At 61.2% G+C, this 13,563-nt stretch carries 14 protein-coding genes and 2 pseudogenes; 6 read left to right on the top strand and 10 right to left on the bottom strand.

What is annotated here, in order from left to right; translation table 11 throughout:
• Together AAC083_RS17000 and AAC083_RS16995 are read right to left on the bottom strand one after the other, a co-directional pair.
• Window positions 1–220 (bottom strand): annotated as a pseudogene (locus AAC083_RS17000) (sodium-dependent transporter); the annotation flags it as partial.
• 213 nt (window positions 221–433) lie between these two features.
• Window positions 434–1,273 (bottom strand): isopenicillin N synthase family dioxygenase, encoded by an 840-nt coding sequence (locus tag AAC083_RS16995; protein ID WP_108535381.1) that lies wholly within the window; start codon window positions 1,271–1,273, stop codon window positions 434–436.
• A 193-nt stretch (window positions 1,274–1,466) separates the two neighbouring features.
• Between AAC083_RS16995 and AAC083_RS16990 the strand changes: the two genes are divergently transcribed.
• Window positions 1,467–2,030 (top strand): DUF2799 domain-containing protein, encoded by a 564-nt coding sequence (locus AAC083_RS16990; protein WP_042038543.1) that lies wholly within the window; start codon window positions 1,467–1,469, stop codon window positions 2,028–2,030.
• Window positions 2,031–2,077: 47 nt separating this feature from the next.
• Here AAC083_RS16990 and AAC083_RS16985 read toward each other — a convergent pair whose 3' ends face one another.
• The gene (locus AAC083_RS16985; RefSeq protein ID WP_108535380.1) at window positions 2,078–2,899 is read right to left on the bottom strand and encodes a Cof-type HAD-IIB family hydrolase; all 822 of its coding nucleotides are present in this window, start codon (window positions 2,897–2,899) and stop codon (window positions 2,078–2,080) included.
• A 140-nt stretch (window positions 2,900–3,039) separates the two neighbouring features.
• Complete coding sequence (locus tag AAC083_RS16980; protein WP_108535379.1) at window positions 3,040–4,278, bottom strand: MFS transporter; 1,239 nt, start codon at window positions 4,276–4,278, stop codon at window positions 3,040–3,042.
• Window positions 4,279–4,461: 183 nt separating this feature from the next.
• Here AAC083_RS16980 and AAC083_RS16975 point away from each other — a divergent pair, with 183 nt between their 5' ends.
• Window positions 4,462–5,085 carry a helix-turn-helix transcriptional regulator gene (locus AAC083_RS16975; RefSeq protein ID WP_108535378.1) on the top strand — a complete coding sequence of 208 codons (624 nt, stop codon included), beginning with the start codon at window positions 4,462–4,464 and terminating at the stop codon, window positions 5,083–5,085.
• A gap of 309 nt (window positions 5,086–5,394) precedes the next feature.
• The gene (locus AAC083_RS16970; protein ID WP_005318665.1) at window positions 5,395–5,871 is read left to right on the top strand and encodes an Lrp/AsnC family transcriptional regulator; all 477 of its coding nucleotides are present in this window, start codon (window positions 5,395–5,397) and stop codon (window positions 5,869–5,871) included.
• A gap of 121 nt (window positions 5,872–5,992) precedes the next feature.
• Here the strand turns inward: AAC083_RS16970 and AAC083_RS16965 are convergent, their stop codons facing one another.
• From AAC083_RS16965 to AAC083_RS16955, 3 genes are all read right to left on the bottom strand, one after another.
• Entirely contained in the window at window positions 5,993–6,310 is a 318-nt protein-coding gene (locus tag AAC083_RS16965; protein ID WP_042038548.1) for a hypothetical protein, read from the bottom strand.
• Window positions 6,311–6,431: 121 nt separating this feature from the next.
• Entirely contained in the window at window positions 6,432–6,680 is a 249-nt protein-coding gene (locus tag AAC083_RS16960) for a hypothetical protein (protein ID WP_108535377.1), read from the bottom strand.
• Between the two features lie 35 nt (window positions 6,681–6,715).
• Window positions 6,716–7,141 (bottom strand): MarR family winged helix-turn-helix transcriptional regulator, encoded by a 426-nt coding sequence (locus tag AAC083_RS16955; RefSeq protein WP_042038551.1) that lies wholly within the window; start codon window positions 7,139–7,141, stop codon window positions 6,716–6,718.
• A 104-nt stretch (window positions 7,142–7,245) separates the two neighbouring features.
• On the opposite strand from AAC083_RS16955, the pseudogene AAC083_RS23270 reads away from it, so the two are divergent.
• The 3 genes and pseudogenes from AAC083_RS23270 to chrA form a co-directional block, all read left to right on the top strand.
• Window positions 7,246–7,452: pseudogene (locus tag AAC083_RS23270) on the top strand (NADP-dependent oxidoreductase); the annotation flags it as partial.
• 120 nt (window positions 7,453–7,572) lie between these two features.
• Window positions 7,573–8,016 (top strand): nucleotide triphosphate diphosphatase NUDT15, encoded by a 444-nt coding sequence (locus tag AAC083_RS16950; protein ID WP_042038553.1) that lies wholly within the window; start codon window positions 7,573–7,575, stop codon window positions 8,014–8,016.
• Window positions 8,017–8,137: 121 nt separating this feature from the next.
• Window positions 8,138–9,292 (top strand): chromate efflux transporter, encoded by a 1,155-nt coding sequence (gene chrA, locus AAC083_RS16945; RefSeq protein WP_108535376.1) that lies wholly within the window; start codon window positions 8,138–8,140, stop codon window positions 9,290–9,292.
• 78 nt (window positions 9,293–9,370) lie between these two features.
• Here chrA and msrB read toward each other — a convergent pair whose 3' ends face one another.
• The 3 genes from msrB to glgB form a co-directional block, all read right to left on the bottom strand.
• Entirely contained in the window at window positions 9,371–9,757 is a 387-nt protein-coding gene (gene msrB / locus AAC083_RS16940; protein ID WP_042038556.1) for a peptide-methionine (R)-S-oxide reductase MsrB, read from the bottom strand.
• 56 nt (window positions 9,758–9,813) lie between these two features.
• A complete protein-coding gene (gene glgX / locus AAC083_RS16935; protein WP_108535375.1) occupies window positions 9,814–11,961 on the bottom strand; it encodes a glycogen debranching protein GlgX in 2,148 nt (715 codons plus the stop codon).
• On the bottom strand, window positions 11,961–13,563 hold a 1,603-nt coding region (gene glgB, locus AAC083_RS16930), incomplete at its 5' end, for a 1,4-alpha-glucan branching protein GlgB (RefSeq protein ID WP_108535374.1). The genes glgX and glgB, both read right to left, overlap by 1 nt.

Here is a 13,563-nt window from a genome sequence, read left to right as displayed (position 1 = left end):
CCCCCACCACACCGCGCCGGCTCAGGCTGCCAAGCAGTGTCTCCCCCATCAATACCGCCACCCCCAGGGTGAAGCTGAACAGCAAGAAGACCAGCAGGAAGGCACCGCCACCGTTGGCGGCCGTCACGTAGGGAAACTTCCAGATAGCGCCGAGACCGACGGCGGAGCCTGCGGCGGCCAGGATATAACCGAACCGGGATGACCATTGGGACTGCTTCATAAGAACTCCAATACAGGAGCCCACCACCTGGGCCCGAAATGGCACCCAGAGTACGGTCAGGGCCCCGCAATCACAACGCTGCTTATCGGGCTAAAAAACGATTTATTGGCATTAATACCTAATTAAATTCGATTTAACGCGCTATCGTGCCAAAAAATAAAAACCGGAGCGTGTTTGCTCCGGTTTTGACTGTCATGAGTGTGCGTTTTGGGCCTAGATAACCCCCAGCTCCCGCAGCCGCTCCATCAGGTAGCTGTGGGCGGTGTGACGCTCGGAGAGCACCACGTCCGGCCGCGGGTGAAGGAACAGTGGCAGTGAAATGCGGGACTTGCTGGCGCTGCCGCCGGTGGGGTTGATGACGCGATGGGTCGTGGAGGGGTAGTAGCCACGAGAGGCCTCTTGCAACATGTCACCTATGTTGATGATCAGGGTGCCAAAATCGCACGGCACATCCATCCACTCACCATCAGATCCCTTCACCTGCAGGCCCGGCTCATTGGCGGCGGGCAGTATGGTCAGCAGGTTGATGTCTTCGTGGGCGGCGGCGCGGATAGCGCCCGGTGCCTCGGTGCCGTCGAACGGCGGGTAGTGCAGCACCCGCAGCAGGGTCTTCTGGCTCTCTTCGATCATGGAGGAGAGCGGACAGCTGTAGTGGGCGGCGATATCAACCGGTGTGTATTGCTCCACCCAGCCCAGCAGCTCGGCGGCCAGGTTGTTGGCAAGGTGATAGTACTCCATCGCCTGCTCCCTGAGTGCTGCCGGCATCTGGCCCCAGGGGTAGAGGTGGAAGTACTCCTTGATGTCCTTCTGGCTATGGCCCTTGGCCACCTCGGAGACCGAGGGCGGGAAGTAGCCATCCTGGGTCTCGCGATTGAACAGGAAATCCTGCTTCTGCTCGCTCATGAAGAAGCGATACCAGTTGTCATAGATGGACTGCACCAGCTCTTTGGGGATAGGGTGATGGGTCAGCACGCCAAAGCCGGTGGTACGCAGGGATTCGGTGAAGCGCTGCGCCGCATCGGGCGAGCGGTAATCGACGGTCAGGACTTTCATTATTTTTGTTACGGGCCAGTTAAAAGGTGGCGCAGTTTACCTTGCCCATGACCACAAGGAAAGTGAGCCCCAGCCCGTCACCAATAGTGACAAAAACATCATAAAACGGCGTCAACCAAGACCCGCCCCCACCCCTTGTCCTGACCCTGCTTCCTCACTAGAATGCCCCCATCATCCATACCGGAGCCCGTTTATGTCCCCCAAAATCCTGTTGCTGACCTTGCCTTTCCTGCTCGCCGGTTGCAGCTCGCTGTCGGAAGAGGAGTGCCGTGCCATGAGCTGGTACAACCTGGGCTATCAGGATGGGGAACAGGGCAAGACCCGTCAGGCGACCCGTGACTATGTGTCGACCTGTGGCGAATATGGCCTCAAGGTGGATGAAGCCGAGTGGAAGCGGGGTTATGCCAAGGGGCTGGAGCTCTACTGCATTCCCGAGCTCGCTTACAGCAAAGGCAAGTCCGGCGCCGAGTATCTGGGGGTCTGCCCCAACGATGCCAGCTTCCTCACCCAGTACGATCGCGGTCGCAAGGAGTACCAGCTGGAGAAGCAGCTCAGCGAGATCAAGAGCGACATGGAGCGGACAGAGCGGGATATCGAACAGCTGGATCGGCAGATCCGCAATGAGAACGACAGCAAGCAGCGCGACTACTACCGGGCCCAGCGCGAACGCGCCATCCGCCATTACGAGGGGCTGCGCCGCGACTATAACCGGATCCGTTTCCCGGATCGGGTGATCCAGTTTTCCTTCGGCAATTAATGCAAGCGGGCTCGGCCACGGTTCGCCGCGCCGGCCCGGCTGGACCTTTACGCCGGCAAGACCCAGCGCTGCAACGCCAGCGCTATGCCGTCCTCGTTGTGATCGGCTGTCACCAGGTCGGCATGGGCCTGGACATGGGGGGAGGTATTGCCCATGGCGACCGCCAGCCCCACCTGCTCGAACATGCTGATGTCGTTGTTGTTATCCCCAAACGCCACCACGTTTTCCATCCTTATCCCCTCGCTCGCCGCCCACTGGGCCAGCCGGTTGCCCTTGCTGCAACCGGGTTGCACCAGCTCCACCGCATAGGGGGCCGCCCAGTCGCGGGTAAAGGGCATCTGCTCGACCACCTCGCCCATAAAGGTGTGCAGGCGGGCAGGATCCTGATTGAACAGCTCCAGCTTCCCGATCGGGTACTTCAGCCAGCTCGCCCGATCGTCCGCAGGCAGCAGGGAGATCTTGAGCTGATCCGGCTGATTGGCCGACCAGTGGCGTATTCGGGTCACGTGATCCTCGCAACCCAGGTAGCCGATCCCGTCGCTCAGGTGAAACAGGGCCCCCATCTGCTGCGCCTCAACCTCTCTCAGCAGTGCGGTGAGCGGCGCGACGGCCAGTGGATCGCCCGCCAGGATCCGCTCCTGCGCCGGATCATAGAGATAAGCGCCATTGCTACAGATGATGGGGGTATCGAGGGCCAGCTCGTGGTGGAAGGGGCGTGCCGTCATAAAGTGGCGCCCCGTCACCAGCAGCACCTTGATGCCGTGGGCGCGAGCTTGCGCCAGTGCAGCCCGGGTTGCCGACGAGATCTGGTGATCCCGGGTCAGCAGGGTGCCATCCATATCCAGCGCGATGGCCTTGTACTCACTCATAGCTCCTCCAGCCTCAAACAAATCAGCAAAGAGCCTTACCGTCCCAGACCCGACGCCCCGATGCAAGCCTTGCCCGATAGCGGATCGCCGAACTGTGATCTGACTGGGGCACACGGCAAGTCCCTCGCGTCCACGGCTCCTCAACCCGGCTCGACACAGCTCGCTAGACGCTGGCGTCGATCAGCCCGTTTGCGCAGACCGTAGAAACCGAGGGCACAGAGCAGGCCAGAGATCGCGGCCAGATAGAAGGGCCACTCGGTGCCCACCAGCAATGCCAGGCTGCCCACCACGACCGCCAGGATTGAGCCGACCACCGCCAACCCGCGATAGAGCCCCATCGCCTGCCCCTGCTGCTCGGGGTGGCTACGGTTGGAGACCGCCACCGAAGTGGCCAGCTCCCCCAGGCTCATGCCGATGCCGGCCGGGATGAAGGTGAGCGCCAGCCCCCACCAGTGGCTGGGCAGGATAAAGAGCAACATGCCCGCCGCCATCACCAGATGACCGACGATCCCGAGGGAGCTGCCGCGCCAATGGCGAGCGAACCGGGCACCGAGCCAGGAGCCCGCCATCATAGGTAGGCTCACCAGTACCGAGGCCTGCGCCAACTGGGCCGGATCCCAGGCCAGCCGATCCACCAGCCAGACGTTGAAGTAGGTGAAATAGAGCTGCACCGACCCGTAGCTGAGCAGGGTCAGCATGAAGTAGGGCAGCAGCGCCGGTTGCAGCAAGAGCTGACGGGAAGAGAGCGATGGCGCCTGCTGGCTGAGGGCAACCGGGGCCTTATTGGGCAACAACCAGAGCACCAGTAAGAGGTTGACCAGGGTCATGGCCACCGCCAACCAGGCGGCCAGGCTGTAATCGCCCGAGATCACCGCCGCGTAGCCTCCTATCATCGGTCCTACTACCCAGCCCAGATTCATGCCGATGTTGATCCAGGCGAAGTTACGGGTCTTGGTCTGGCTACTGCTCATATCTGCCGCCATGGCCTGCACGATGGCGATGTTGCCATTGAAGAATCCCTCTACCACCCGACTCAGCAGCAAGAGTGGCAAAGATCGCCAGACGATCCCGAGCGCCATCAGGGCATACCCTGCCAGCACGCCGACCAGACAGACCGTCAGGATAGGTTTGCGGCCGTGGCGGTCCGAGAGTCGCCCCAGACTGGGGGATCCCACCAGCTGAAACAGCGGATAGAGCCCCATAATGACCCCCAGCCACACTTTGCGGCTCCAGTCCGATGCCTCAGCTGTCAGCATGCCCTGCGCCGGATCCAGCATCAGTGGCGCCAGCACGGGTGAAGGCAGGCTGAAGCCTGCTATGGCCAGTATCACCGTCATCACCAATACCCAGAGGGTCGCCTGCCCCTTGATCCCTTCCATGTCAGCCTCATTAAATAAAGTTATTTGTTTATTTATACTGAGCAAGGCGCATCATTAAGTAAAGTGAATAGTTGATTTAAATGCAGCGGCTAGCCATAATGGCCCCATGAACCTTCGTACTGACAAGATCCTCTTGCGATACCCCGGATCCTTGGCGTACCTGTCGATAACGGGAAGCCCTCAATGAACGCCAGCACCGACAAGATCCTGTTCCTGCTCAAGAGTCACGGGCCCCAGAGCGCCGCCACGCTGGGCGAGCAATTACAGATGACCTCCATGGGCGCCCGCCAGCATCTGACCGCGCTGGCATCCGAGGGCTGGGTGGGATTTCGTGATGAGGCGCGCGGCCGTGGCCGCCCGGTGCGCTTGTGGCATCTGACCGAGCAGGCCTGGCAGCGCTTCCCCGATAGCCACAGCGATCTGACGCTGCAGCTTATCGACAATATCCAGCAGCTGTTTGGCAAAGTGGGCATGGAGCGGCTGATCCAGCAGCGGGAGCAGCAACAGCTGGGCCGTTATCAGGCACAGCTGACCCAGCCAGCGCTGGCTGACAGGCTGGCCGCCCTGAAAGAGCAGCGCACGCGAGAGGGCTATATGGCGGACATGCGCCAGGAGGAAGATGGCAGCTGGCTGCTATGGGAGAGCCACTGCCCGATCTGCACGGCGGCGCGTGCGTGCCGCGGTTTCTGTCGCAGCGAGTTGGCGCTGTTTCGCCAGCTGCTGGCGCCCGCCGGGGTGGAGCGGGAGCAATACCTGCTGGACGGGGATCACCGCTGTCTCTACCGCATCACGCCGCCGAGCCCTTGATCGCCAAATGCCAGAAACAACAAAGCAGGCGCCGGGATGCCTGCTTTGTTGCCTTCGGGTGAGGGGGTGCTCTCGTTCCAGCCCGTCGTTTCCCGATAAGGTCGGACGGCTGATGGGGTTGGTGACCCGGTAAGGTCCTTCACCACAGAGACCCGGTCAGGTATCTGCTTTGCCACCGGAAGATGTAACCATAGTATCCCTCCCTGCGCGGTGAGTGGTTGCGAAGTAGCATGTCTTTTCAGTTGTTTTTGCAATAGTTCACCCTTAATCTAGGAAAAGTGAATTAGTAATTGCAACGAGGAACGGAGAATGCTGAAACTTGATCGCATAGACAGGCATATTCTGGAGTTGATGCAGGAAAATGGCCGCATCAGCAACCTGGAGCTGGCCGAGCTGGTCGGGCTCTCCCCCTCCCCCTGCTCCCGCCGGGTCAAGGCGCTGGAGGATGCAGGTCTCATCGATACCCACGTCACCCTGCTCAACGCGCGCCAGTTGGGGCTCACCCTCACCGCTTATATCCATATCTCCATGGACAGACACACGCCGGAGCGGTTCGAGAATTTCGACAAGGCAATCAAGGAGCTGCCCGAGGTGCTCGAGTGCGACCTCATTACCGGCAACGACGCCGACTACCAGCTCAAGGTGGTGGTGCGGGACATGGAACACTACCAGCACTTCCTGCTGGACAAGCTGACCCACATTCCGGGCGTGACCGGGGTGCGCTCCAGCTTCGTACTGCGTCGCATCAAGCACAAGACGGCGCTGCCGCTCAATCATCTGGGGTAGGGTCGCCAGCGGCCGTGATGGCAGAGCGGTACTCTCTCTGCCATCACGACAAAACCTATAACAAAAAGAGGAGGCTCAGGGCCTCCTCTTTTTCATTTTTGCTTGCTGGATGGCACGTCTGTCAGACCGCAACCTGGCTGACATCCTGCACCTGCAGCAGCCAGCCTGCCTGCTCCTGCTGGGGCTCACCGCTCACCCGCAACCGCTCGCCAGTGGGTACCCGCTGCCCCTGGGGCAGAGAGACCAGCAGACTCTCGCTGCCGTTGTCGAACAGCCAGCGGTCTTCGCCCAGCGGCTCGATCAGATAACCTTCCATCTCCACTCTGGACTCAGCTTGCCAGGATGGCGCTACGGAATCTCGGCTCTCGATGAAATCCCCCTGAACACCAAAACTGGATAGCCCCCACAGAATGGAGAGCCCGACCAAGGATGTTTGCATCTTGTCTCTCCTCTTTTGGAACTGTGGGGCCAGTATGGGAAGAGAAAACTGAGTGCACCATGAATAAGATGACAAAGTGCAGGCGAGATCGCGAAAAAACCTGGTCAGCTGGCCAATTTTGTCATTTTATGGCGTCTGGATCACACGGATTGGCGGCATCATCTACTATCCGTCCACCTCTTGGCTGATTCGTCCAACTGGCCACTCCGCCATGCTCCGCGCAGATCCCCTCTTCGACCAGGGCCTGGACCTGGGTACCGTCCTTGCAGATCGCCTGCCAGGCATCATCGTCTATCTCCATCAAGGGCGTATCGGGGCCGGAACTACAGGCTGTCAGCAACAGGGTAAACAGGGGCAACAGAATTTTCATGGGGTGGATCCTCAGACTGTATGGGTTGGCCGCACTCAGCGCCCCAGTTGCGCAGAGATACGATCGCAGAGCTGCTTGAGCTGAGCCAGCTCAGCATCGGCTAAATCCACCTGATTGCGCAAGTTGTCCGCCAGACAGCACTCTTTAACCTCCTGCTGCAACTGGCGCCCAGCCTCGGTCAGACCGATGCATTTTTGCCGCTCATCCTCGCAGGAGATGGTGCGGGTCAGCCAGCCCTTGCTCTCCAGCCGCTTGACGATGGGGGTCAGGGTCCCCGCATCCAGCCCAGTCTCCTGGCCAATCTCCTTGAGACTGACCTCATCTCGTGCCCACAGCGACAGCATCACCAGGTACTGGGTATAGGTGAGATCCAGCCGGTCCAGCAGCGGCCGGTAGGCGCGCATCACGGCATTGGAGGCACTGTAGAGGGCAAAACAGACCTGTTTTTTCAATTCACTCATGGGGGCACCTCGCTGACAAGTGGGGCCAGTATACCCCAGTAAAATTGGGGACCGAATAATTTGCACGCAAAACAGTTGCCAGTCTCCACATTCAGGATTGGCCTGAATTTATCCGCCAACGCCTCACCATGCGGGGGCTCATCGTATTCGAACACTGGCAGCGCTACGGCGAGTTTCTGGCCGAGGTGTCCCCGGCCGTCGACCCCGGATCACGCCAGGCAGAAGCGACTCTCTATCAGTGGCTGGCCAGCATGCCGCAGGCCTTCCTCGGTCTGTTCGAGGGATGTCACACCGGCAAAATGCGGGTCCAGCGGGACAGAATCACCGGACTGAGCCATCACGCCGCAGACGACTTGCATGACGGGCCCAGCCGCCCTAAGGTGGTCCCGTTTTTATGGTGCAATACGCCGTTTCAGCAAGGAGCTTTTCTTATGTCTACTCCCTATCCCCGCGTCGGTGTCGGCGTTATCTTGACCAACAGCCAGGGCCAGGTGTTGCTTGGCAAGCGCAAGGGCAGCCATGCCCCCTACTGGTCCATCGCCGGCGGTCATCTGGAGCTGGGTGAGAGCTTCGAATCGGCGGCGATCCGGGAAGTGGCCGAGGAGACGGGGTTCAGGATCAGCAATCCCAGCGTCATCGCCGTCACCAACAACCTGGAGACCTGGCGCGAGAGCGGGCTGCACTACATCTCGGTCACCCTGCTGGCCCGGGTGGAAGGGGAGCCGCAACTGCTGGAACCGGAAAAATGCGAAGGCTGGGTCTGGTGCGATCCCCGCGACCTGCCAGAGCCCCACTTCGATGCCAGCCGCCAATCAATCGCCTGCTGGCTGGCCGACCGTTGCTACCTGCCTCAACCAGGCCAGCCGACAGAGTGACCATTGCCTGCTGACTGGCTGTACGCAGCTCTTTGCCAGCCACCCCGATTTGTCATAAAAAAGTCACCGCTTTGTCATATCATCCCAACCGGGTCTATGAGGACAACGAGGAGGTGAACAGGTGGGGCAGGTATTCATTCAATTTCTGTGGTTGGGCTGTGTCAGCTTCGGCGGGCCCGCCGCCCATATCGGCTATTTCCAGCGCACCTTCGTCGAACGGCTGGGCTGGCTGAGTCAGACCGAATTCGCCCAGCTGCTGGCGTTGTGTCAGTTGCTGCCGGGCCCAGCCTCCAGCCAGCTCGGCTTCGCCATCGGCCGCCACAAGGCAGGCCTGGGCGGGGCACTGGCCGCCTTTCTCGGCTTTACCCTTCCCTCCTTCCTGCTGTTGATGGCCGCCGCCATCGGGGTGGGACAACTAACGGCCAACCTCTGGCTGGATGCCGCCCTGCACGGCCTCAAGTTGCTGGCGTTGGTGGTGGTCGCTGATGCTGTGCTCACCATGAGCCGTCAGTTCTGCAAGACGGCGCTGGCCCAGGGGATCATGGTGGCAACAGCCGCTGCGCTCTGGTGGCAACCCGGCCTCTTGACCCAGCTCGGCCTCTTGCTCGGCGCCGCCTTGCTCTGTGCCCGCATCGGGGAGTCGCAAGCCCAAGTCCCACAGCCCTCGCCCACTCAACCAATATCGATGCGCCAGCCCCACTGGCCCACCCTGCTGCTGTTTGCCCTGCTGTTTGTCGGCCTGCCGCTGCTGGCCACTGGCCCCGCCAGCCAGCTGGTCGCCGACTTCTACCGGGCGGGCAGCCTGGTGTTTGGCGGTGGCCACGTGGTGCTGCCTTTGCTGCAAGAGAGCGTGGGCCACACCCTCAACGAGCAGCAGTTTCTGACTGGCTACAGTCTGGCCCAGCTGGTGCCCGGCCCCATGTTCACCCTGGCCACCTATCTCGGCGCTCAGCTGCTACCAACCACGCCGCTGGCAGGAGCCCTGCTGGCGACCCTGGCGCTGTTCCTGCCCGGCTTTTTGCTGTTGTGGGCCCTGGGGCCTTGCTGGCAGGGCTGGCTGGCCCGCCCCCGGTTGGCAGGGGCCGTGATCGGCATCAACGCCGCCGTGGTGGGCTTGCTGTTGGCGGCGCTCTATCAACCGGTGTGGCAGAGCGCGGTACAGGTGCCGACCGATCTGGCGCTGGCCGCCGTCGGCTTCTATCTGTTGCGAATATTGAAGCTGCCCATTCTGGTCATTGCCGCACTGCTGGTGGGGGCCGCCATGCTGCTGGCCTGAACCAGATGGTGGACGATGCACCATAAAAAAACGGCGCCTCCGTGATGGGGCGCCGTTTTTCATGTTCAAACTGGTCGCTCAGGCCTCGGGATCGAAATCCAGACTCAGACTGTTGACGCAGTAACGCTGCCCGGTCTCGGTCGGCCCGTCGGGAAAGACGTGCCCCAGGTGGGATCCGCACTGGCTACAAGTGATCTCAACCCGCTTCATGCCGTGGCTTCTGTCCTCTGTGTAGGTCACTGTGCCCTCGATGGCCCGATCGAACGAAGGCCAGCCACAGCCGGAGTCAAACTTTGCTCCTGAGTGAAACAGCACGCTCTTGCAGCAGACGCAGAGATAGTCACCACTCTTGCGGTTGTGGAGCAGGGCGCCGCTGTAGGGCTGCTCGGTACCCTTCTCCCAGCAGACACGAAACTGCTCCGCACTCAGCTTGTTGCGCCACTGCTCAGAATTGTTGTTGCTCATACCGACTCCTTGCCATTTATCACGGCGCCCAGCATAGCCAGTCAGGCCGCGTTGCTCTACCCCGCCAGCGGGAACTGTGATCCCGTTGACAACACGACAGCAACATCCGGCACGGCAACGACCCCCTCTTCGGCCAGCGCCACCGCCGTCAGGGCGACCCGCTCCAGCAACTTGAGGGAGTGGGCGCGGCCCACCGCCACCTGACGCTTGATGTCATCGGGCAGGAAGGGCAGGCCGTCGTTAGTGGCCGTGTCTATGGTCTGGATCCACTCCAACCCCTCCCCCGGCGGCGGCAGACGGAACTGGATATCGTAATCGCTGGCGTTGAACAGCACGTACCAGCGCTCCCCCTCACACAGCTGCATGCCGATATCCATGGCAAATGCCTGCCCCATGGGAGCGTGCCAATCCTGATCGGTGAGCTGATGGCCATCCGGGTGATACCAGTTGACCTGATGGCAATGGGTGGGCGTTCCGTTCCAGCTGTCATCACTCAATTGCAGATTGGAGAAGACGGTCGATTCCGCCCGCAGTGCCATCATCTGCTGGGTGAAGGCGAACAACCGCTCGTCTTCCGGCCGCCATTGCCAGTTGACCCAGCTGATCTGGTTGTCCTGACAGTAGGCGTTGTTGTTGCCCAGCTGGCTGCGCCCCATCTCGTCCCCGGCCAGGAAGTGCGGCGTGCCCTGAGAGAGCAGCAAGGTGGCGATCAGATTGCGCTTCTGCTGCTGGCGCAAGTTGTTGACCCGCGGGTCCAGGGTCGGCCCCTCCACCCCGTGGTTGTTGGAGAGGTTGTTGCCATGACCGTCCCGGTTGTCCTCTCCGTTGGCCTGGTTGTGGCGCTGGTTGTAGGAGACCAGATCCTCCAGGGTGAAGCCATCGTGATAGCAGAGGTAGTTGACGCTGGTGTGGGGCGCACGCCAGCTCTTGGGGAAGAGATCCCGCGATCCCACCAGCCGGGTGGCGAAATCCCCCATCTTGCCAGCATCACCGCGCCAGAAGGCGCGTACCGTGTCGCGATAGCGGTCGTTGATCTCCAGCCACTGGCTCGGAAACTGGCCAAGCCGATAGCCAAACGGCCCAATATCCCAGGGCTCGGCGATGAGCTTGACTCGCGCCAGCACGGGATCCGCCATCATGGCCTTGAAGAAGGCCCCCATGGGATCAAACTCCCCCGCTTCCCGCGCCAGGGTCACCGCCAGATCGAAGCGGAAACCGTCCACTTGCATCTCGGTCACCCAATAGCGCAGGGCATCCAGCACCAGCCGCAAGCTGTTGGGGTGATCCAGGTTGACGCTGTTGCCACAGCCGGTGACATTGGCGTGACGGCCATATTCGGGTCCGTGGGCACCCGTCTCGAAGGCGTAGTAACCCGCGTTGTCGAACCCCTTGAATGAGAGCATGGGGCCATCGGAGCCGGATTCGGCTGTGTGGTTGTAGACCACGTCCAGTATCACCTCGAGCCCGGCCCGGTGCAGCTCACGCACCATGGTCTTGAACTCGGTCACCGCCTCGTCTGCCTTGGTGCTGTAACGCGGCTCCGGGGCGAAGAAGGCGATGGGGTTGTAGCCCCAGTAGTTGGTCAGTCCCAATTGCTCCAGTCGGGGTTCCGACATAAAAGCCGCCACCGGCATCAGCTGCACCGAGGTGATACCGAGGCTCTTCATGTGCTCGAGGATCAACGGATGAGAGATGCCGAGGTAGGTACCGCGCAGCTCGCTCGGCACCCCCTGATGCTGGCGGGTGAAGCCCTTGACGTGGGTTTCGTAGATGACGGTGCGCTCTGATGGGATCCCGGGCTTGCCAATCCCCTGCCAGTCGAAGGCGTCATCCACCACCACCGACTTGGCAATCATCTCTGCACTGTCGCCCTCATACAGCTTGTCATCCCAATGGATCGCCCGGCTGAGCGCCCTGGCGTAGGGGTCGATCAGCAGCTTCTGCGGATCGAACAGCATCCCATCCTGGGGCGTGCCATGCACCCGATAGCCGTAACGCTGACCGGCCTTGATGCCGCGCACATAGCCGAAGCGGTACTGACCCCGACGGCCGGGCAGCGCCAGCCGGGCCAGCTCCTGCTCCTGTTCGTCGAACAGGCAGAGCTCCACCTTGTCCGATTGCGGGGCCCACACACAGAAGTGACAACCTGTCTCATCGAGCAGCGCACCCAGCGGGTGGTCCTGCCCCTTTTCCATTGCAAACATCAAGACTCCTGTTTGATGAACAAGGTCGCGAGCGGCGGCAGATCCAGCACTATGCTGTGCCCCATTCCCTGCCAGGGAGTCGGCTCGGCGACGAAGGCCAAACCCACATCATAGTTGCTGCCCCAGTAATGCTCGCTGTCGGTATTGAGCACCACGCGATAGCGGCCCGCGGCCGGCACCCCGAGTCGATAGGCGATACGCGGCACAGGGGTGAAGTTGCAGGTCACCATGATCGGATGGGCCCCCTGCTTGTCGGCCCGCAGCCAGGCAAAGATGCTGTTGTCGGCATCGTTGTGATCCAGCCAGCGGAAGCCGACTTGCTCATAATCGGCCTGATACAAGGCAGGCTCATGACGGTAAAGGTGGTTGAGATCACGGATCAACCGCTGCTGGCCATCGTGCTTGGGGTACTGCAGCAGGTGCCACGGCAGCTGGGCATCGTGGTTCCACTCGTTGCTCTGGGCGATCTCGGTGCCCATGAAGTTGAGCTTCTTGCCCGGGTGGGCATACATGAAGCCCATGTAGGCGCGCAGGTTGGCGGCTTGCTGCCACTCGTCACCGGGCATCTTGTAGAGCATGGAGTGCTTGCCGTGCACCACCTCGTCGTGGGAGAGCGACAGGATGAAGTTCTCGTCATAGTGATACACCATGGAGAAGGTCATGTCGTTGTGGTGGTAGCGACGGTGAATAGGCTCTTTTTGCATATAGGTGAGGGTGTCGTGCATCCAGCCCATATTCCACTTGAAGCCAAAACCGAGGCCACCGAGGAAGGTCGGGCGGGAGACGCCGGCAAAGGCGGTGGACTCCTCGGCGATGGTCATGGCGTGGGGATACTTGCCGTACACCTCTTCGTTGGTCCACTTCAAGAGGCTGATCGCCTCGTAGTTGTGGTTGCCGCCGTCAACGTTCGGCACCCACTCGCCCGCATTGCGCGAATAGTCCAGATAGAGCATGGAGGCGACCGCATCCACCCGCAGGCCATCGATGTGGAACTTGTCGAGCCAGAACAGGGCGCTCGCCACCAGGAACTGGCGCACCGTATTACGACCGAAATCGTAAATGTAGGAGTTCCAGTCCGGGTGCCAGCCACGGCGCGGATCTTCGTACTCATAGAGCGGGGTGCCGTCGAAACGGGCCAGACCGTGGGCATCGGACGGAAAGTGGGCGGGTACCCAGTCCAGGATGACGCCGATGCCAGCCTGGTGGCACTGGTCGACGAAATATTTGAAGTCGTCGGCGCTGCCGTAGCGGCTGGTGGGGGAGAACATACCCACCGGCTGGTAGCCCCAGGAGCCGCTGAACGGATGCTCGGAGACCGGCAGCAGCTCGATGTGGGTGTACCCCATCTCTTTGATGTAGGCAACCAGATCCACCGCCAGCTCGCGCCAGCTCAAGCTGTCACCGTTGGGGTGGCGCTTCCAGGAGCCGACGTGCAGCTCGTAAATGGAGAGCGGCTGATCCCGCTTGTCATTCTGCTGACTCTCGCGCCAGGCGGCATCCTGCCACTGGTACTGCTCGTGGTCGTAGACCACGGAGGCGAACGACGGGTACTGCTCGCAGTAGAAACCGACCGGGTCGCTCTTGTGGGGCAGCCGATTGCCC

The organism is Aeromonas sp. HMWF014, assembly GCF_963878295.1.
Taxonomy (GTDB): Bacteria; Pseudomonadota; Gammaproteobacteria; order Enterobacterales; family Aeromonadaceae; genus Aeromonas; species Aeromonas popoffii.
This window is presented reverse-complemented; position numbering and strand designations above follow the sequence as displayed.